The organism is Polaromonas sp., assembly GCF_016185115.1.
GTDB lineage: Bacteria > Pseudomonadota > Gammaproteobacteria > Burkholderiales > Burkholderiaceae_C > Polaromonas.
In genome coordinates, this window is sequence record NZ_JACPOF010000004.1 from 473,378 (window position 1) to 492,382 (window position 19,005).

15 protein-coding genes are annotated in these 19,005 nt (G+C 59.9%); 9 read left to right on the forward strand and 6 right to left on the reverse strand.

Translation table 11 applies throughout. The features are described 5' to 3' along the window. Nucleotides 1-104: 104 nt before the first annotated feature. The 4 genes from HYX42_RS03000 to HYX42_RS03015 form a co-directional block, all read right to left on the reverse strand. A complete protein-coding gene (locus HYX42_RS03000; protein ID WP_293399376.1) occupies nucleotides 105-1,397 on the reverse strand; it encodes a branched-chain amino acid ABC transporter permease in 1,293 nt (430 codons plus the stop codon). A gap of 4 nt (nucleotides 1,398-1,401) precedes the next feature. Then, on the reverse strand, nucleotides 1,402-2,355 hold the full coding sequence (locus HYX42_RS03005; RefSeq protein WP_293399378.1) for a branched-chain amino acid ABC transporter permease: 954 nt from the start codon (nucleotides 2,353-2,355) through the stop codon (nucleotides 1,402-1,404). A 78-nt stretch (nucleotides 2,356-2,433) separates the two neighbouring features. After that, nucleotides 2,434-3,768, reverse strand: a complete 1,335-nt coding sequence (locus HYX42_RS03010; protein ID WP_293399380.1) for a branched-chain amino acid ABC transporter substrate-binding protein — start codon at nucleotides 3,766-3,768, stop codon at nucleotides 2,434-2,436. Between the two features lie 137 nt (nucleotides 3,769-3,905). Next, nucleotides 3,906-5,534 carry a 3-(methylthio)propionyl-CoA ligase gene (locus HYX42_RS03015; RefSeq protein WP_293399382.1) on the reverse strand — a complete coding sequence of 543 codons (1,629 nt, stop codon included), beginning with the start codon at nucleotides 5,532-5,534 and terminating at the stop codon, nucleotides 3,906-3,908. A gap of 193 nt (nucleotides 5,535-5,727) precedes the next feature. Here HYX42_RS03015 and HYX42_RS03020 point away from each other — a divergent pair, with 193 nt between their 5' ends. The 6 genes from HYX42_RS03020 (at nucleotide 5,728) to HYX42_RS03045 (ending at nucleotide 10,296) form a co-directional block, all read left to right on the forward strand. Continuing rightward, the gene (locus HYX42_RS03020; RefSeq protein ID WP_293399384.1) at nucleotides 5,728-6,486 is read left to right on the forward strand and encodes a Crp/Fnr family transcriptional regulator; all 759 of its coding nucleotides are present in this window, start codon (nucleotides 5,728-5,730) and stop codon (nucleotides 6,484-6,486) included. Between the two features lie 53 nt (nucleotides 6,487-6,539). Continuing rightward, nucleotides 6,540-8,018, forward strand: coding sequence for a YdiU family protein (locus tag HYX42_RS03025; RefSeq protein ID WP_293399387.1), 1,479 nt, complete (start codon nucleotides 6,540-6,542; stop codon nucleotides 8,016-8,018). A gap of 19 nt (nucleotides 8,019-8,037) precedes the next feature. Then, nucleotides 8,038-8,445 carry a peptide-methionine (R)-S-oxide reductase MsrB gene (msrB, locus tag HYX42_RS03030; protein WP_293399390.1) on the forward strand — a complete coding sequence of 136 codons (408 nt, stop codon included), beginning with the start codon at nucleotides 8,038-8,040 and terminating at the stop codon, nucleotides 8,443-8,445. A 130-nt stretch (nucleotides 8,446-8,575) separates the two neighbouring features. Then, nucleotides 8,576-9,202 carry a septation protein A gene (locus tag HYX42_RS03035; protein ID WP_293399394.1) on the forward strand — a complete coding sequence of 209 codons (627 nt, stop codon included), beginning with the start codon at nucleotides 8,576-8,578 and terminating at the stop codon, nucleotides 9,200-9,202. Next, a complete protein-coding gene (locus tag HYX42_RS03040; RefSeq protein ID WP_293399397.1) occupies nucleotides 9,199-9,483 on the forward strand; it encodes a BolA family transcriptional regulator in 285 nt (94 codons plus the stop codon). Before HYX42_RS03035 ends, HYX42_RS03040 begins: the two co-directional genes overlap by 4 nt. Nucleotides 9,484-9,510: 27 nt before the next feature. After that, nucleotides 9,511-10,296: a peptidylprolyl isomerase gene (locus HYX42_RS03045; protein WP_293399400.1), complete on the forward strand. Its 786-nt coding sequence runs from the start codon at nucleotides 9,511-9,513 to the stop codon at nucleotides 10,294-10,296. Nucleotides 10,297-10,346: 50 nt separating this feature from the next. Here the strand turns inward: HYX42_RS03045 and HYX42_RS03050 are convergent, their stop codons facing one another. Continuing rightward, nucleotides 10,347-11,279, reverse strand: coding sequence for a LysR family transcriptional regulator (locus HYX42_RS03050; RefSeq protein ID WP_293399402.1), 933 nt, complete (start codon nucleotides 11,277-11,279; stop codon nucleotides 10,347-10,349). A 112-nt stretch (nucleotides 11,280-11,391) separates the two neighbouring features. On the opposite strand from HYX42_RS03050, the gene HYX42_RS03055 reads away from it, so the two are divergent. Both HYX42_RS03055 and HYX42_RS03060 read left to right on the forward strand, forming a co-directional pair. Continuing rightward, nucleotides 11,392-12,456 (forward strand): aromatic ring-hydroxylating dioxygenase subunit alpha, encoded by a 1,065-nt coding sequence (locus tag HYX42_RS03055; RefSeq protein WP_293399405.1) that lies wholly within the window; start codon nucleotides 11,392-11,394, stop codon nucleotides 12,454-12,456. Between the two features lie 62 nt (nucleotides 12,457-12,518). Then, nucleotides 12,519-13,688: an ABC transporter substrate-binding protein gene (locus tag HYX42_RS03060; protein ID WP_293399407.1), complete on the forward strand. Its 1,170-nt coding sequence runs from the start codon at nucleotides 12,519-12,521 to the stop codon at nucleotides 13,686-13,688. A 277-nt stretch (nucleotides 13,689-13,965) separates the two neighbouring features. Here the strand turns inward: HYX42_RS03060 and purL are convergent, their stop codons facing one another. Next, nucleotides 13,966-17,979: a phosphoribosylformylglycinamidine synthase gene (gene purL, locus HYX42_RS03065; RefSeq protein ID WP_293399409.1), complete on the reverse strand. Its 4,014-nt coding sequence runs from the start codon at nucleotides 17,977-17,979 to the stop codon at nucleotides 13,966-13,968. 178 nt (nucleotides 17,980-18,157) lie between these two features. On the opposite strand from purL, the gene map reads away from it, so the two are divergent. Then, nucleotides 18,158-18,997 carry a type I methionyl aminopeptidase gene (gene map / locus HYX42_RS03070; protein ID WP_293399412.1) on the forward strand — a complete coding sequence of 280 codons (840 nt, stop codon included), beginning with the start codon at nucleotides 18,158-18,160 and terminating at the stop codon, nucleotides 18,995-18,997. Nucleotides 18,998-19,005: the final 8 nt, after the last annotated feature.

Here is a 19,005-nt window from a genome sequence, read left to right on the forward strand (position 1 = left end):
CAAGCGGGGGCCGCGGAACCGGCTTTGCCGGGCCGCAGGCGCAGCGCCCCAAGACCCATGAAAGGGGCAGCGCGCCGCAGGCTCGAAGTGACGAGCGTGGGGGCTCATAGGGATTCCCTGCGCTTGATTTCCTTCTCGATGTCATTCTGTATCTCACCCCATTGCACCAGGAAGTTGCGTCGCATCAATTCAAACGTGCCCAGGCCAGTGACCAGCACAAAACCTGCGCCAAACCAGCTGTTCAGGCCCAGCGCATTCAGTTTCACGCCCATAAAGGCCAGCTCGGGGCCGAGCGCGGCATTGAGCTGCAGGTGGTACAGCATCTCGACCATCGCAGCAGCACCCACCAGCGCCACCAGCGCAGTGACTGCAAGACCGAGGTAGGACACCCACAACTCCTTCAGGCGACCAAAGCTGGCGACGCGTAGATTCATCATGATCAGGCTGGCAATACCGCCCGGTGCATACATCACCATGAAAAGGAAAATCAGGCCGACATAGAGCAGCCAGGCGATGGTCAATTCTGACAACAGGATGAGCGCCAGCACCAGCAGGCCCGCGCCGATGATGGGGCCGAAGAAGAAAGTCGCGCCGCCCAGGAAGGTGAACAGCAGCAGGCTGCCCGAGCGCACGCCGCTGACGACTTCAGAGGTCACGATTTCGGCATTGATGGCTGCCAGCCCGCCGCCAATACCCGCAAAAAAGCCGGCAATGATGAAGGAGTAATAGCGCACCTTCTGCGTGTTGTAGCCGATGAATTCAACCCGTTCGGGGTTGTCGCGTACCGCGTTCAGGATGCGGCCAAGCGGCGTGCGCGTGAAGGCAAACATGGCGGCGGTGCAAATGAAGCAATACACGGCAATCAGGTAGTAAACCTGTATCTGCGGTCCGAAGGTGATGCCGAACAGGGGCTTGCCGTAAGCACGGTTGGTGGTGATGCCGCCCTCGCCGCCGAAAAACTCGGGGAACATCAGCGACATTGCAAACACCAGTTCACCCACGCCCAGCGTGATCATGGCAAAGGTCGTACCGGCCTTTTTGGTCGTCACATAACCGAACAGCGCGGCAAAAAACAGGCCGGATAGCCCACCAATCAGCGGTATCAGCGGGAGTGGAAGATAGATGGTGCCTTTTGCGGCCATGTTCATCGCATGCACGGCAAGAAAGGAGCCCAGCCCGGCGTAGACGGCATGTCCAAAACTGAGCATGCCGCCCTGCCCCAGAAGAATGTTGTAGCTCAGGCAGATGATCACCAGGTAGCCTGCCTGCGACAGCATGGTGAGCGACAGACTGCTCTTGAACATCAGCGGCGCTGCAATCAGCAGCAAGGCGTAAAGCGTCCAGAGTATCCAGCGCCCGACGTTCAGGGGCTTGAATTCGTAGTACTTGGCGGACATCTGTTTAGCCTTCCCTTGTACCAAGAAGGCCCTTCGGCCGGAATATCAAAATCAGCACAAGAAACACGAACGGCAGGATGGGCGCCGTCTGCGAGATGGTGAGCTTGAGCAAGGGGTAGCCAAAGGTTTCAGGCGTGACGGCCACCTTGAACTGGGCCAGCAGCGTGATCATGGACTGATCCATCGCCACTGCAAAAGTCTGCAACAGGCCGATCAGCAGCGATGCGAGAAAGGCACCCGAGAGCGAGCCCATGCCGCCCACCACCACGACCACGAAGATGATGGCGCCCACAGAGCCGGCCATGGCGGGTTCTGTCACAAAGGTATTGCCTCCGATGACACCGGCGAGACCTGCCAGCGCAGCACCGCCGCCGAACACCAGCATGAAGACGCGCGGCACGTTGTGGCCGAGTGCCTCCACAGTTTCTGGGTGTGTGAGTGCAGCCTGTATGACCAGGCCTATGCGTGTACGCGTCAGCAGCAGCCAGATACTCAGCAGCATGAACAGTGAGAGCAGCATGATGAATGCGCGGGATTTCGGGAAGTTGGTGCCGAAAATAGTGAACAGCGGCCCCTGCAGGCCCACCGGCAACTCGTAATTGACGGCTGCACGGCCCCAGATCAGCTGTACCAGCTCAAGCAAAAGATAGGACAGGCCAAACGTGATCAGCAGTTCGGGCACGTGGCCATACTGGTGCACCCGGCGCAGGCAGTAGCGCTCAAACAGCGCACCGATGACAAATACCATTGCAGGCGCTACCAGCAATGCCCACCAGAAGCCGATGACATGCGACAGGCTGTAGGCAATATAGGCACCAACCATATAAAAAGAGGTGTGCGCAAAGTTAAGCACACCCATCATGCTGAAGATCAGGGTCAGGCCGGAGCTGAGCATGAACAGCAACAGGCCGTAACTCAAGCCGTTGAGCAGCGAGATGGTGAAGAACTCAAGATTCATGAATGAGCGCCTGAAGGGATAAAGAAAAAGGCCCGGGAAGGGCCTTGCTCCATTGAACGTAAGAGCTGTCTACTTCGCCTATGAAGGCCGTTTCATCTGGCAGGACGTAGGCGTGCTGGCGACGTAGGGCTCATAGTACTTGAGTGGAACGAAGGTGTAGCCGGTGTTTTCAGCGTCTACAGGGTACTTGCCGCCGGCCTTGTCCCAGCGCTCGATGAACAGGCCCTGCTGCAGCTGGTGATCGGTCTTGCGCATTTCGACTTCACCATTGAAGCTCTTGAAGCGCATGCCTTCCATCGTTTTGGCAACAGTTGCCGCGTCGGTGCTTTTGGCTTTGGCCATGGCTTCGGTCAGGATGGTGAAGGCGTGATAAATGGCGCCAGTGTAGAAGTCATCATTGAACTTCTTCTTGTAGTCGTTTTGCAGCGCCTGGATGTCACCGCCCATGTTGGGGTGGAAGTACGACACCATGTAAACCCGCCCAGCCGAAGCGGCGCCGCCCATGGCGGTTGGCGTGCCGGTCACGCCACCGTAGTAGGTGTAGAACTTGACATTGCTCAGGCCGGCTTCATTCGCCGCCTTGATCATGAGGGACAGATCAGAACCCCAGTTGCCGGTGATGACAGTGTCTGCCCCGGACTGCTTGATCTTGGCGATGTAGGGTGCGAAGTCACGCACCTGGGCCAGTGGATGCAGGTCTTCACCGACGATTTGGACATCAGGCCGTTTGCTGGCCAGGTTGGCCTTGGCGAACTTGGCGACCTGCTGGCCGTGGGAGTAGTTCTGGTTGAGCAGGTAGACCTTCTTGATCTCTGGCTGGTCTTTCATGAAGGCGGTCAGCGCTTCCATCTTCATGGAGGTGTCTGCATCAAGGCGGAAGTGCCAGTAATCGCACTTGCTGTTGGTCAGGTCAGGGTCAACGGCCGCGTAGTTAAGGAAGACGACTTCCTTGCCAGGATTACGTTCGTTGTACTTGGACAGCGCATCCATGATGGCCAGCGCAGGGCCGGAGCCGTTGCCCTGCACGACGTAACGTGCGCCCTGGTCAATGGCCGACTTCAGCGCGTTGGTGGTTTCCTGCGGGCTCAGCTTGTTGTCGATGCCGATGATCTCGAACTTGACGCCAGCCTTGTTCTTTTTGCTGAACTGCTCGGCCAGGAACTGGAAGCCCTTGAGCTGATTGGCGCCCACGGCAGCCATCAGGCCGGACAACGGGTCAAGCCATGCGATCTTGACGGTCTGGTTGAGGTTGACGGCTCCCGTTGCAGCGGCTGCTGGCGCGGCAGCTTTGGCCGGTGCTGCAGCAGCCGGTTTTGCGGGCGCCTGGGCGAATGCCAGGCTGCCGTACAGCATGGCAGACGCGGCCACCGCGATGCCGAAATGCCGGCGTACAAAATAGGTCTGGGTCGTCATGCTTTGTCTCCTGAATATTTAAAAATCAACTATTGCAAATCAACGTCACACGGGGCAGAGGTTAGGGCAAAAACTCACGCAAAGTGTCAGGGATTGCCCTAGCCGATGTCTCTGTTGCGACTAGGTCTGCGCACAACTCAAGCTGTTGGCAGTTTGTAGTCCTTGAGCATTTCGCGCAAACGGGTTTTGAGGATCTTGCCGGTCGCGCCCAGCGGGATCGCATCGACAAAAACCACATCATCCGGTATCTGCCATTTGGCAGTCTTTCCTTCGTAAAACTTGAGCAGTTCGTCGCGCGACACATCCATGCCCGGCTTCTTCGCCACCGCAATGATGGGGCGTTCGTCCCACTTGGGGTGCGCCACGCCAATGCAGGCCGCCATCGCCACGGCGGGATGCGCCACCGCAATGTTCTCGACATCAATCGAGCTGATCCATTCACCGCCGGACTTGATGACGTCCTTGCTGCGGTCGGTGATCTGCAGGTAACCGTCCGCATCAATGGTGCCGACATCGCCAGTCGGGAACCAGCCGTTCACCAGCGGGTCACCGCCCTCGCCCTTGAAATATTCGCGCACTATCCACGGGCCTTTGACGTGGAGGTCGCCGAAGGTCGTGCCGTCCCATGGCAGTTCCTTGCCCCCGGCGTCGACGATCTTCAGGTCCACACCGTAAATCGCCCGCCCCTGCTTGAGGCGAATCTTCATCTTTTCGGCCTCAGGCAAGGCGTCGTGCTTGTTCTTCAGCGTGCACAACGTGCCCAGCGGGCTCATCTCGGTCATGCCCCAGGCATGCAACACCTCGACCTTGTAGTCGTCCTGGAAGGCCGTGATCATGGCCGGCGGGCAGGCCGAGCCGCCGATCACCGTGCGCTTGAGTTTTGAGAAACGCAGGTTGGCGGGTTTCATGTGTCCCAGCAACATCTGCCAGACAGTCGGCACACCGGCGGCGAAAGTCACGCCTTCGGACTCGATCAGTTCATAAACCGATTTGCCATCAAGCGCGGGGCCGGGGAACACCAGCTTGCAACCTGTCAGCGCGGCAGAGTAAGGAATGCCCCAGGCATTGACGTGGAACATGGGCACCACGGGCAGCACGGAGTCGCGTGCGGACAGGTTCATCACGTCTGGCAACGCTGCGGCATAGGCGTGCAGCGTGCTGGAGCGGTGGCTGTACAGGGCGGCTTTCGGGTTACCCGTTGTGCCGCTGGTGTAGCACATGCTGGACGCGGTGTTCTCGTCAAACGAAGGCCAGCTGTAATCGCTGGACTGCGCGGCGATGAGCTTTTCATAGCTGATGAGGTTGGGCACGCCCGAGTCCTTGGGCAGCTTGTCTTCATCGCACATGGCGATGTAATGCTTGATGCTGGTGCATCTGGCATGCACGGCCTGTACCAGGGGCAAAAAGCTCAGGTCAAAAAACAGCACCTGGTCTTCGGCATGGTTGGCGATCCAGGCGATCTGGTCACGGTGCAGGCGCGGGTTGATGGTGTGCAGTACCCGGCCTGAGCCGCTGACGCCGTAATACAGCTCGAAGTGGCGGTAGCCGTTCCAGGCCAGCGTGGCAACACGGTCGCTGAAGGCGAGCTTGAGGCCGTCCAGTGCATTGGCAACCTGGCGCGAACGTTTGGCCGCATCTCGGTAGGTATATCGGTGTACATCGCCCTCGACACGGCGCGAGACGATTTCAGCATCGCCGTTGTGGCGCTCGGCAAATTCAATCAGCCCCGAAATCAGCAGCGGCTGACTTTGCATTAATCCCAGCATGGGAACTCCTTGGAAAGCATTGGTTTCAGACCCTCGAATCGTAATGGCTCACAAGCTGGTGACAGACAAGAAAAACCCTGTTGATTTGCGTTGGCAAGTGTCATGCGGCATCGGGCAAAACGCAAAACCTGTCGCCATCTCGACAACTGCACCGTGTTTACCCTGAGTGCCGAAACAGGCGGAAAATACGCCCATGTCATTTGATACTCCCAGCACCGCGTCCGGCCAGTTTCTCAAGGCGCAGCCATGGTTCCGCGAATTGCCTGCCGGCCAGCAGGCACTGGTCACTGCAGGTGTTTTCACGAGCCAGGGCAAAAAGGGAGACGTTTTGCTGCGCGCTGGCGGTGAGGTGGAGGGCTGGTACGCCGTCCTGTCTGGCCTGGTCAAGTTGCAAAGCAGTTCCCCAAAGGGCCGGGTTTCTGCATTTATCGGCGTGCCTGACGGCGAGTGGTTTGGTGAAGGCTCGGCGCTGAAACCCGAGCCGCGCCGTTACGACGTGATTGCACTGCGCGACACCGAGCTGTTTTGCCTGTCACGGACCATTTTTGACGAATTGATGGCCACCTGCCTGCCCTTTAATCATTTTCTCGTCGCGCACCTGAACAAACGCCTTGGCCAGGCCATGACCATCATTGAAGCCGGCCGCCTGCGCTCGCCTGAAGAACGGGTCGCGCTTTACCTCAGCCGCATCTTCTGGCAGGGGCGGCGCAGGCTGGTGCTCTCGCAGGAGGAGCTCGGCCACCTGGTGGGCCTGTCCCGCCAAACCGTGAACCGCGCACTCAAATCCATGGAGCAGCAGGGCCTGGTGTCACTCGCGCTGGGGCGCGTGACCATGCTGGATGAGCAGGCCCTGAACGCGCACGCGGTCTCAAGTGACACCCCGGCGCATGCCGTTCCCAAAGACACCACCGGGTCTGGCCACCCCACCCCATCGGGCCTTAATCCAGCTTAACCCGGCTTAACCCCACAGCTGCAGGGCCGCCAGCACCACAAGACAATCCAGCAATGACTACCGCCCTCGCCACCAATCCCGACACATCCACCAGTCTCCAGTGGAACAACCAATTTGCACGTCTGGGCCCGGCGTTTTTCACGACACTGCAACCCTCCCCCCTGCGCGAGCCCTATTGGGTCAGCCGCAACCTGGCGATGGCGCGCGAACTGGGCCTGGATGCAGACTGGTTTGGCTCCGATTCAGCCCTCGAACTCTTCACCGGCAATCGTGTGGACGAGGGCTCGAAGCCGCTGGCAAGCGTCTACAGCGGCCACCAGTTCGGCCAGTGGGCGGGTCAATTGGGCGATGGCAGGGCCATTCTTCTCGGCGGACTTGACACGCCTTCCGGCAATATTGAAGTCCAGCTCAAGGGCGCAGGTATCACGCCCTACTCCCGCATGGGCGACGGTCGGGCCGTTTTGCGCTCATCCATCCGTGAATACCTGTGCTCCGAAGCCATGCACGGCCTGGGCATACCGACCACGCGCGCCTTGTGCGTCACGGGCTCGGACGACAAGGTGCGCCGCGAAGAGATCGAAACCGCCGCCGTCGTCACCCGTACCGCGCCCAGCTTTATCCGTTTCGGGCACTTCGAGCATTTCAGCTATAACGACCAGCATGAAGAGCTGAAACAGCTCGCCGATTACGTCATCGACAACTTCTACCCGGCCTGCCGCGATGCTGCGCAGCCTTATGCGGCGCTGCTGGAAGCTGTCAGCGAACGCACGGCCCACCTGATGGCCGCCTGGCAGGCCGTCGGTTTTTGCCACGGCGTGATGAATACCGACAACATGAGCATCCTGGGCCTGACGATTGACTATGGGCCTTTCCAGTTTCTCGACGCATTTGACCCCGGCCATATCTGCAACCATTCAGACAACCAGGGCCGCTACGCCTACAACAAGCAGCCCAACATCGCCTACTGGAACCTGTTTTGCCTGGGTCAGGCCCTGTTGCCGCTGATGGACAACCAGGAGCAGGCGCTGGCGGCGCTTGAGCCTTACAAGGCCATCTTCCCGGCTGCGCTTGAAGCCAGAATGCGCGCCAAACTGGGCCTTCCCGATGTGCATGAGGACGACAAGGGCCTGATTGACAGCACCTTCAAGCTGCTGGCCGGCAACAAGGTGGACTACACCATCTTCTGGCGCCGCCTGTGCAGCTTCACGCCCCAGAGCGGCCATGAGCCGGTGCGTGACCTGTTTTTTGACCGCGAATCCTTCAACGTGTGGGCCCAGCAATATTCGGAGCGCATCGCCCTGCTGGATGCAGCGGCGCGGTCTGAACTCATGCTCAAAACCAACCCGAAATTCGTGCTGCGCAACCACCTGGGCGAAGAAGCCATACGCGCTGCGAAACTCAAGGACTTTTCCGGGGTCGATACCTTGCAGGCCTTGCTGCAATCCCCATTTGGGGAGCATCCAGCGCACGAAGCCAAAGCCGGGTTCCCCCCTGACTGGGCCTCTTCCATCGAAATCAGCTGCAGTTCCTGAACTGTTTTAAGGACACCACATGAGCGACAAAATCCAGAAAACCGATGCCGAATGGAAAGCCTTACTGGCCGAAAAAGGCGCAGAACCCGTCGCTTTTGAAGTGACCCGCCATGCTGGAACAGAGCGCGCCTTTACAGGCAAATATGAAGCCGTCTGGGCCGACGGCAGCTACCACTGCATCTGCTGCGGCGCCAAACTGTTCGATTCAGACACCAAGTTTGATGCCGGCTGCGGCTGGCCCAGCTTCTCCCTGGCCGTACCCGGCGCCATCGAAGAGCATGTAGACCGCAAATACGGCATGACACGCACCGAAACCGTCTGCGCCAGCTGCGGCGCACACCTGGGCCATGTGTTCCCGGATGGCCCGACGGAAACCGGCCTGCGTTACTGCATGAACTCGGCATCGCTAGACTTCAAGCCGAAATGAGCCCCCACGGTCGCTCACTGCGTGTAGCTCCCTGCCCCCCGAGGGGGCCGCTGCGCCTGCGGTCTGGCAAAGCCAGTCCCGCGGCCCCTGCTTGCGAAGACTTCCTTCTTTCACGGCTGATAATCAGTTTATGAAAATTCTTCTCGATTTCCTGCCCATCGTCCTTTTCTTCGGCATGTTCAAGTACGCCGAAGGCAACAAGGAATGGGCTGCGGCGACCGCTACCGACTGGCTGGGCTTTATGGTGTCTGGTGGCGTTGTTGGGCCTGCGGAGGCACCCGTGCTTCTGGCAACAGTCGTGGTGATCATTGCCACGCTGGTGCAAATCATCTGGCTCAAGGCCATGCGCAAGAAGGTTGACACCATGCTCTGGGTCAGCCTGGCGCTGGTCACGGTGCTGGGCGGCGCGACCATCTATTTCCACAGCGAGAGCTTCATCAAGTGGAAGCCCACAGTGCTTTATTGGGTCATGGGTTCCGCCCTGCTGATTGGGCAACTGGTGTTCAAGAAAAACGGTATCAAGTCCCTCATGGGCACGCAGATGAACCTGCCTGATGCCGTCTGGCGCACCGTGAACCTGAGCTGGGTGGTGTTTTTCGCGGTGATGGGTGTCATCAACATCTGGGTGGCCTACAGCTTCCCCACCAGCACCTGGGTCAATTTCAAGCTGTTTGGCGGCATGGGCCTGATGGTGGTGTTTGTGCTGGCACAGGCGGTGTACCTGAACAAGCACATCAAGCAGGACCCCGCCCCATGAGCGCTGTGCTCCCAATTCATGCCAAAGCGCTTGAAGGGCAACTGATTGCCAGCTTGCAGCCGACGGCGCTGGAAGTTATTGACGAAAGCGCGGCTCATGCCGGTCACATGGGCGCCAATGCAGAGGGCTTCGGCACCCACTTTCGCATCCGCATTGCCAGCCCGCTTTTCGCCGGAAAGTCCCGCGTGGCGCGGCACAGGCTTGTGTATGATGCACTGCAAAATTTCATCGACCAGGGCCTGCACGCACTGGCCATCGAGATCATCGAAACACCCGTTTAAATATTTAACAGAGACCACAGGACATTTATGAAGAAGCAGGTATTACTGGCAACCGTTGCGGCAGGCATGCTCGCTTTTGCCTCGCAGGGCGCGTTGGCGCAGAACGTCGCCATCGTCAACGGCAAGGCCGTGCCCAAGGCGCGCCTTGATGCGCTGGCCCAGCAGATCGCCAAAGGTGGCCGGCCAATCACCCCGGAAATTCAGGCTCAGTTGCGCGAGGAAGTCATCGCACGCGAAGTCTTCATGCAGGAGGCCGAAAAGCAGGGCCTGTCGACCAGCGACGACTACAAGATGCAGATGGAACTGGCCCGCCAGACCATCCTGATCCGCTCGCTGTTTGCCAGCTACCAGGCCAAAAACCCGGTCACCGATGCAGAACTGAAAGCCGAGTACGACAAGTTCGCAGCAGCCAATGGCGGCAAGGAATACAAGGCGCGCCACATCCTGGTCGAGAAGGAAGCCGATGCCAAGGCCATCATCGCCAGCCTGAAAAAAGGCGGCAAGTTTGAAGACATCGCCAAGAAGCAGTCCAAGGACCCCGGATCAGGCGCCAACGGCGGCGACCTCGACTGGGCCAATCCCGGCAGCTATGTGCCCGAGTTTTCTGAAGCCATGCTCAAGCTCAACAAGGGCCAGACGACCGAAAACCCGGTGAAGACCCAGTTCGGTTATCACATCATCCGCGTGGACGACATCCGCAATGCCCAGGTCCCGCCGTTTGAGGAACTCAAGCCACAGATTGCCCAGCAGATGGAGCAACAACGCCTGGCCGGCTTCCAGCAGGGCCTGCGCGACAAGGCCAAAGTCGAGTAAGCGGCGCCTTTCCACCACCACGAACGCGGCCTTGAGCCGCGTTTTTGTTTTCAGGCTTCGGCACTTTCAGAAAACAGGTCCGTCACTGTTTTCCGTAGCCAGCAGGATGCGGCATCCTGCTGAAACCGGCGGTTCCAGTACATCGAGATATCCAGGCGCTCGAATTGCACGGGCGGCTCCTTGACGACCAGGCCAAGGTGCGGGGCAATCAGGTGCGCGAGGTGGCTTGGAAGGATGCCGACCAGGTCGGTGTCCGCAACAATCGGCCCCACACACAGAAAACTCTTGACGCGCAAAACGATGTTGGCCCTGACCTTGGGGTTCATCAACACGGTTTCTATGGCTGCCAGATGCCGCGTGCCGGACGGTCCGGCCACCACATGGCGTAGCGCCTGCATCTGGCTGGCATCCAGCACATCCCCCGCGGCAGGGTGATGCTTGCCCATGATGTAGACAAACCTTTCGCTGAGCAGCGGCTGGCGGCACACCTGCTTGCCCATACCCGGGATAAAACCCAAAGCCAGGTCAATATCGCCGGACGCCAGGCCATCGCCCAGCTCCTCCAGCGTGGGCGACATCGCCTCCACGGAAATGCCGGGCGCATGGCTTCCAAGCCATTGTGAAAGTCGCGGAAGAAAGTAGCGTTCCCCAATGTCCGTCATGCCCACCCGATAAGCGTGCCGGGCAGTTTCAGGTGTGAAAGGGACTTTCTCGACGGTGGACCGTACAAGTTGAAGAGCCTGCGCGATCGGCTCGGCCAATTGTTCTGCCAGGGGCGTTGGGTGCACACCGCGCCGGCCGCGAATGAACAGTACATCTCCATAGGTATCCCGCAATTTGGCAAGCCCGTAACTCACCGCAGGCTGTGACAGGCCCAGCCGCGCCCCAGTCTCGGTGAGGTTGTGGGTCTTGAGGAGCGTGTCTAGCAGTTCGAGCAGGTTCAGGTCGATTTGCCGGGTGATCGGGCGTCCGAGTGGGTTCATTTAGTCATCAGTGAAGTTGATGAGTTGAATTTCATATTTCTATTTTACAAATACTAGGAGGCTCATTAAAGTCTCCGGATTGCAGCCATCCGGACAGATCCCTTCAAACCACATGGAATTTCTTCGAAACACCTGGTATATCGCCGGATGGGCGAGCAGCTTTACCCAAACCATGGTCTCCAGAATCTTTCTGGATGAGCCCATCGTCCTGTTTCGTAACGCCGGCGGGACGATACGGGCGCTGAAAGACCGCTGCCCCCACCGCTTTGTTCCGCTTCATTTGGGCACGCTGGAGGGCGACCAGATCCGCTGCCGTTACCACGGGCTGGTGTTCAACGACCAGGGCATGTGTGTCCACAACCCGCATGGCGATGGCCTGGTCCCGCGTGCGGCATGTGTGCACGCATACCCGGTCGCCGAAAGGCATGGCTTTGCCTGGATATGGATGGGCGACCCGGCACTGGCAGACACTGGCCTGGTGCCCGACTTTTCAGGCTTTGACCCTGCGTCGCACTACGTCGGTCAGGACTACCTGCACGTCAAGGCCAACTACCAGCTGGAAACCGACAACATCCTGGACCTGAGCCATATCGAATTTCTGCACCAAAGCTCGCTCGGCAGTGATGAAGTGGCCAAAGGCCAGATTGAGGTTGTGCAAAACGGCAACGTGGTGCATTCAAAACGCTTCACACAGGGTGAGCGCCTGACAGAGGAGCTTGAGCGCCTGCGCGGTGTGCCGCCAGGCCAGGCGGTCGACCGCTGGCTCGATGTGCGGTGGAACGCGCCTGCCAACATGTTGCTGACCACAGGGTTCACGCCGACCGGCCAAGCGCGTGACGCCGGGCGCGAGGTCCAGGTGGCGCACGTCTTCACCCCGGAAACGCAGGCCACCACGCATTACTGGTTCGGCATCAGTTTCCCGAAAAGCCTGGGCGACAACGGCCGTGCGCTGGCGGCGCAGAACATCGAATGGCTGCGCAAGCCTTTTGAGACCGAAGACCTGCCGGTTCTGCAGGCGCAACAGGTAGCCATGGGCGAGCGCGACTTCTGGTCCATGAAACCTGTGCTGCTGCCCAGCGACGGGGCCGGTGTGCGCGCCCGGCGCCTGCTCCAGAGCATGATCCGCAGCGAGAACGCGGTGCAGGAAGACGCCGCAGCCATAAGCACCGCGTCATGAATGGAAACATGCGCAGGTGTGTCCAACGCATGCGCTTTTAAAACCACAACCAGGAGACATCCATGAAACCCAGCGCCCCCCTCTTCGCATTAACCCTGATGGCCTGCGCCCTGCCTTGCGCGTGGGCGGCCGACAAAATCCGTATCGGCTTTCTGGCCACTGCCAGCCTGGCGCCCACCATTGCAGCCTCAAAGGAAAAGAAAGCGGGATTCGACCTCGCCGTCAAGCAACTGGATGGCAAGCTGGGCGGGTTGCCCGTTGAGATCATCACCGGCGATGATCAGGGAAACCCTGAAGTCGGCAAGCAGGTGTTTGACCGCATGGTCAAGCGCGACAAAATCGACCTGCTGACCGGCATGCTCGCCTCTGGCGTGATCAACGCCGTCACCCCGATTGCGGCGCAACAGCAGATCTTCTACATCAACTCCAACGTCGGTCCGCGGGATTTCGGAGGCGCAAAGTGCTCGCCCTATTACTTCAACACCGGCTGGAACATAGTCGCCACGAACGAGTCAATGGGCAAATACGTCTCTTCGGCCGGCTACAAAAAGGTTTATATCCTGGGTGTCGGCGTGCCGGTGGGCCGCGAACATCTCGAAGCCTTCAAGAAGGGCTATAACGGCACGGTTGTCGGCGAGACCTATTTCAAGCCACAAACGCTTGATTTCAACGCCGAACTGGCCCAGATCCGCGCTGCACAGCCGGATGCCGTCTACGCTTTTGCCTTTGGGCCGCTGGCCACCAACCTGATCAAACAATACGTGCAGGCCGGGTTGAAGTCCATCCCGCTGCTGGGCAGTGCCCCACTGGCAGATGAGGAAACCATCAGCTCGGTCGGCGACCCGATTGCCGGGGTCGTCAGCGGCGGTCACTGGAGCCTGGATTTGCCGAATGCCGCCAACAAGCAGTTCAGCAACGCCTTCCTGAAAGAATATCGGCGCCCTGCAAGCATGTACAACGAACAGGGCTACACCACCGCGCTGATCATTGACGCCGCCGTCAGGGCCGTCAAAGGAAAGATTGAGGACAAGGCAGCCTTTCGAAAGGCGCTTGAAAACGTAAAGCTGGACACGCCCCGCGGCCCCTTCAGGTTCAACACGGACCACAGCCCCATACAGAACAACTACCTGCGCAATGTCGTCAAGTCCAACAGCGGAGAGCTCTACAACCAGACGGTGAAGACGATTGGGACAGCCATCACGGCCAGTGACGCGTCCAGCTGCAAGATGTAACTCCCGCGCGCTGGCAAGTGCTATGTATTTTATAGCTGCCTGCGCATGTGTTTATTGGGCTGCGGGCATTTTTGATGCCTGAAAATGGCCTCATGAGGCTTAAAATGTTAAGTTGCAACTTAACATTTTGGGAAATTCTCCATTAGGCGTCGCGATTTGTTAACTTATATATTAACATTTGGAGCAATTTGATGTGCCAAATCAGGCTCCAGACCAATGAACACGCACGTGAGCAGCTACAAAATCAATAGCAGCTACTCATCGCCCACAGAATTGCCTACCCCACCCAGCGCCGCGCGTTGTGCCACAGCTGCATCCACGGGCTGTGCGCGCTGGCGTCCAGCGGCGTCCAGCTCATCTGGATGTTGCGGAAGACGCGCTCGGGGTGCGGCATCATGGCCGTGAAGCGTCCGTCTGCCGTGGTCACTGCCGTCAGGCCGCCCGGGCTGCCGTTGGGGTTGGCCGGGTAGCTTTGGGCCGGCTGGCCATGGTTGTCGACAAAACGCATCGCCGAAATGGCTTTGCCCGGGTCGCCGCGGCCGCCCTGCTCTTTGCCGAAATTGGCAAAACCCTCGCCATGCGCTACCACAATGGGCAGGCGGCTGCCGGCCATGCCGCTGAGGAACAGGCTTGGTGAATCCAGCACCTCGACCTGGCTCAGGCGGGCTTCAAAACGCTCGCTGCGATTGGTCGTGAAGCGCGGCCAGGCGTCTGCGCCGGGGATGATGAGCGCCAGTTCGGCAAACATCTGGCAGCCGTTGCACACGCCCAGGCCGAAGGTGTCCTGGCGGCCAAAGAAGGTCTTGAACTGTGTTGACAGCACCTCGTTGAACAAAATCGAGCGCGCCCAGCCTATGCCGGCGCCCAGGGTGTCGCCGTAGCTGAAGCCGCCGCAGGCGACCACGCCCTTGAAGTCGGCCAGCTGTGCCCTGCCGGTTTGCAGGTCGGTCATGTGAACGTCAATCGCCTCAAAACCGGCGGCGGTGAACGCGTAAGCCATCTCGACATGGGAATTGACGCCCTGCTCGCGCAGCACGGCCACACGGGGGCGGGAGAGGTTCAAGCCTGGGGCTTGGGGAGCCTGGGTGGGCTCGAATGTCAGGTGAACATTCAGGCCGGGATTGGCAGGGTCGCCTACCGAAGCGTGTTCGGCATCTGCCCCCTGCGGGTTGTCGCGCTGCTGGCATATCTTCCAGCTGACCGAATCCCACACCTGGTGCAGGTCCTGCAGGGATGCCTTGAAGACAGCCTTGGTGTCGCGCCAGACCTGGATCTCGCCTTTGCCGACTTCGAGTGAGGCGTGTTGGGGCCGGGTCTTGCCGACAAAATGGCTGTACTTTGACAAACCATGCTCGCGCAGCACCTGCATGACCTCATTGCGGATGTCGGTGCGCACCTGGATGACGGCGCCCAGCTCTTCGCTGAACAGCGCCTTCAACGTGAGTTCTTCACGCCGTGCACCCACCTGCAAGGCCCAATTCTTGGTGTCGCCGCTGTCCATGCGGCTGTCGCTGATGCCGTCGCCTTCGACCAGCAGCATGTCGATGTTGAGCGAAACGCCCACATTGCCGGCAAATGCCATTTCGCAGGTGGTCGCCAGCAGGCCGCCATCGCTGCGGTCGTGATAGGCCAGGATGTAGCCCTTGGCGCGCAATGCATTGATGGCATTGACCAGGTTGACCAGGTCTTTGGCGTCATCCAGGTCAGGCACGGCGCCGTCTTCATTGCCCAGCGTCTGCGCCAGGATGGAGCCGCCCATGCGGTTCTGGCCCTTGCCCAGGTCTATCAGTACCAGCGTGGTGTCGGCTTCTTCGGCGTTGAGCTGTGGCGTGAGCGTGCCCCGCACATCGGCCAGGGTCGCAAACGCGCTGACGATGAGCGACACCGGTGAGGTCACTTTTTTGCTGGTGTCCTCATCCTTCCAGACCGTGCGCATCGACAGCGAATCCTTGCCGACGGGGATCGACACGCCCAGCGCCGGGCAAAGCTCCATGCCCACGGCTTTAACGGTTTCGTACAGCGCGGCATCCTGCCCAGGCTCGCCACAGGCCGCCATCCAGTTGGCCGACAGTTTCACCCTTGGCAGCTCAATCGGTGCGGCCAGCAGGTTGGTGATGGCCTCGGCCACGGCCATGCGGCCTGATGCGGCAGCGTTGACGACGGCCAGTGGCGTGCGTTCGCCCATGCTCATGGCCTCGCCGGCAAAACCCTTGAAATCGGCCAGCGTGACGGCGCAATCGGCCACCGGCACCTGCCATGGGCCGACCATCTGGTCGCGGTGCGTCAGGCCGCCCACGGCGCGGTCGCCAATGGTGATGAGGAAGCGCTTGGAGGCCACCGTCGGGTGGCTGAGCACGTCGATCACGCTTTTTTGAAGATCGACGCCGGTCAGGTCTATGGGCTTGATCGTTGGCGTGATGGTTTTGACATCGCGATGCATTTTGGGCGGTTTGCCCAAAAGCACGTTCATCGGCATATCTACCGGCGCGGCGGCATCGTTGTCCGACAGCACCAGTTGCTTTTCCTCCGTCGCCGTGCCGATCACCGCAAACGGGCAGCGCTCGCGTTCGCAGAAGGCCTGGAACTGCGCCAGCGACTCCGGCGCAATCGCCATCACGTAGCGCTCCTGGCTTTCATTGCTCCAGATTTCCTTGGGGCTAAGGCCGCTTTCTTCCAGTTGCACGGCGCGCAGGTCGAAACGTGCGCCCCGCCCTGCATCGTTGACCAGTTCGGGAAAGGCGTTCGACAAACCACCCGCGCCCACGTCGTGGATGGCGAGTATGGGGTTGGCCGCGCCCAGTTGCGCGCAACGGTTGATGACCTCCTGCGCACGGCGTTCGATTTCCGGGTTGCCACGCTGTACCGAGTCGAAGTCCAGGCTGGCCGCGTTGGTACCCGACGCCATCGAGCTTGCCGCACTACCGCCCATGCCGATGCGCATGCCCGGGCCGCCGAGCTGGATCAGCAAGGTGCCGGCCGGGAAAAGAATCTTCTTCGTCAGGCCGGCATCGATGGTGCCGACCCCGCCGGCGATCATGATGGGCTTGTGATAACCCCAGCGCTGGCCGCCCACCGTCTGTTCATATTCGCGGAAATAACCGGCAAGGTTGGGCCGGCCGAATTCGTTGTTGAAGGCTGCGCCACCCAGCGGGCCTTCGGTCATGATCTGCAGCGGGCTGGCGATGTGTTCGGGCTTGCCGTAGTCGCCATCGAACAGTTTTGACACCGTGAACCCGGTCAGGCCAGCCTTGGGCTTGGAGCCGCGACCCGTGGCGCCTTCGTCACGAATCTCGCCGCCTGCGCCGGTTGAAGCACCGGGGAAAGGCGAAATCGCCGTGGGGTGGTTGTGCGTCTCCACCTTCATGAGCACGTGCATGAGCGTGCCATCGGTCGCGCTGTAGGTTTGCAGGCCGTCTTTCTCGGCTGCGTGGAAGTACTCGACCTTGCTGCCTTCCATGATGGAGGCGTTGTCCGAATAGGCCACCACCGTGTGCTGGGGGTTGAGCTTTTCGGTGTTGCGGATCATGCCGAACAGGCTTTTGTCCTGCGGCACGCCGTCAATCGTGAAGTCGGCGTTGAAAATCTTGTGGCGACAGTGTTCACTGTTGGCCTGGGCGAACATCATCAGTTCGACGTCGGTCGGGTTGCGTTTGAGCTGGGTGAAGGCATTGACGAGGTAGTCGATTTCATCAACGGCCAGAGCCAGGCCGAACTCGCTGTTGGCGGCTTCCAGCGCAGCCTTGCCGCCAGTCAGCACATCAATGGTTTGCAGCGGCGCGGCCTGCAGTTCGGTGAACAGCCCGGCAGCTTCTGCGCGGTCTGACATCACGCTTTCGGTCATGCGGTCATGCAGTAAGGCGGCGATCTGCTGGCGCTGTTCGTCGCTCAGGCTCGCCTTGCCCAGCAATTGCGACTTGAACGAGAGGTGGTACTCGGTGATGCGCTCGATGCGGCGGACCGCCAGGCCGCAATTGCGGGCAATGTCGGTCGCCTTGGAGGCCCAGGGCGACACCGTGCCGAAACGCGGCGTCACCACAAAAATCGATCCCACCACGGCGCTGGTGGGGGGGACGGGCGCCGGTTCGCCATAGGTCAACAAAGCCGCGAGCCGGGTCTTTTCGACCTCGTCGGGAAGCGCGTCGGTCGCCACCAGATGGACAAAACGGGCCTGGATGCCGCTGATTTTGTCGTGTATGGCTTGCAGGCGGGGGAGAAGTTGCTGGACGCGGAAATCGCTCAGGGCATTGATGCCCGCAGGCACGCCCTCAAAAGTCGTCAGGTGCAGGGTCACGGTAGCGGTGGCCTTGAATGTTGTGGCGGGCAGCGGAACTGCCCTGCGGGTTAGGCACCATCGGATGCAGGTGCGCGTTAACCCTGAATTTTACCAGCGCACCATGGCACCATTTCGGGGCTCTTTTCGACAAATCCTCAGTCGCCAAATGGGCAGGACACAGTGGGATAATCAGGGTATGAGCATTACGTACAAAAACGCGGAAGAAATCGAAGGCATGCGGGTGGCCTGCAGGCTGGCTTCGGAAGTACTTGATTACCTGACCCCCTTTGTCAAAGCCGGTGTGACGACCCGCGAAATCGACAAGCTGGCCAACGACTACATGGTCAACGTGCAGGGCACGGTTTCGGCCACACTGGGCTATCAGCCACCGGGTTACCCGCCCTACCCCGCCTCCCTCTGCACATCCCTGAACCACGTGGTCTGCCACGGCATTCCGAACGACAAGCCGCTTAAAAAAGGCGACATCATGAACATTGATGTCACCGTCATCACCAAGGATGGCTGGTTTGGCGACAACAGCCGCATGTACATGATTGGTGATGTTTCCATCGCTGCCAAACGCCTGTGCCGCGTCACCTTCGAAGCCATGTGGCACGGCATCATGCGCGTCAAGCCTGGCGTGCGCCTGGGCGATATCGGTTTTGCCATCCAGACCTTTGCCGAGAGCCAGGGTTTTACCATCGTGCGCGAATTCTGCGGTCACGGCATAGGCAAAAAATTCCATGAAGATCCGCAGGTGCTGCATTACGGCCGCCCCGGCACGCTGGAAGAACTCAAGCCCGGCATGACTTTCACGATTGAGCCCATGATCAATGCCGGCAAGCGCGACATCAAGGACGGCCCCGAGAAAGACGGCTGGACCATCGTCACGCGTGACCATTCGCTGTCCGCCCAATGGGAGCACACCATACTCGTGACCGAGACGGGCTACGAAGTGCTGACCATGTCCGCAGGCAGCCCTGAAACGCCTGCTTTTGTGCCGCGCCAGCAGGTCGCCCAGGCCGTTGGCGCCTGATGCCGCTG

What these genes read in the sequence shown, in the direction of transcription:
- HYX42_RS03000 (WP_293399376.1), bottom strand. Translation starts at nt 1,397, where the DNA reads ATGTCCGCCAAGTACTACGAATTCAAGCCCCTGAACGTCGGGCGCTGG.
- HYX42_RS03005 (WP_293399378.1), bottom strand. Translation starts at nt 2,355, where the DNA reads ATGAATCTTGAGTTCTTCACCATCTCGCTGCTCAACGGCTTGAGTTAC.
- HYX42_RS03010 (WP_293399380.1), bottom strand. Translation starts at nt 3,768, where the DNA reads ATGACGACCCAGACCTATTTTGTACGCCGGCATTTCGGCATCGCGGTG.
- HYX42_RS03015 (WP_293399382.1), bottom strand. Translation starts at nt 5,534, where the DNA reads ATGCTGGGATTAATGCAAAGTCAGCCGCTGCTGATTTCGGGGCTGATT.
- HYX42_RS03020 (WP_293399384.1), top strand. Translation starts at nt 5,728, where the DNA reads ATGTCATTTGATACTCCCAGCACCGCGTCCGGCCAGTTTCTCAAGGCG.
- HYX42_RS03025 (WP_293399387.1), top strand. Translation starts at nt 6,540, where the DNA reads ATGACTACCGCCCTCGCCACCAATCCCGACACATCCACCAGTCTCCAG.
- msrB (WP_293399390.1), top strand. Translation starts at nt 8,038, where the DNA reads ATGAGCGACAAAATCCAGAAAACCGATGCCGAATGGAAAGCCTTACTG.
- HYX42_RS03035 (WP_293399394.1), top strand. Translation starts at nt 8,576, where the DNA reads ATGAAAATTCTTCTCGATTTCCTGCCCATCGTCCTTTTCTTCGGCATG.
- HYX42_RS03040 (WP_293399397.1), top strand. Translation starts at nt 9,199, where the DNA reads ATGAGCGCTGTGCTCCCAATTCATGCCAAAGCGCTTGAAGGGCAACTG.
- HYX42_RS03045 (WP_293399400.1), top strand. Translation starts at nt 9,511, where the DNA reads ATGAAGAAGCAGGTATTACTGGCAACCGTTGCGGCAGGCATGCTCGCT.
- HYX42_RS03050 (WP_293399402.1), bottom strand. Translation starts at nt 11,279, where the DNA reads ATGAACCCACTCGGACGCCCGATCACCCGGCAAATCGACCTGAACCTG.
- HYX42_RS03055 (WP_293399405.1), top strand. Translation starts at nt 11,392, where the DNA reads ATGGAATTTCTTCGAAACACCTGGTATATCGCCGGATGGGCGAGCAGC.
- HYX42_RS03060 (WP_293399407.1), top strand. Translation starts at nt 12,519, where the DNA reads ATGAAACCCAGCGCCCCCCTCTTCGCATTAACCCTGATGGCCTGCGCC.
- map (WP_293399412.1), top strand. Translation starts at nt 18,158, where the DNA reads ATGAGCATTACGTACAAAAACGCGGAAGAAATCGAAGGCATGCGGGTG.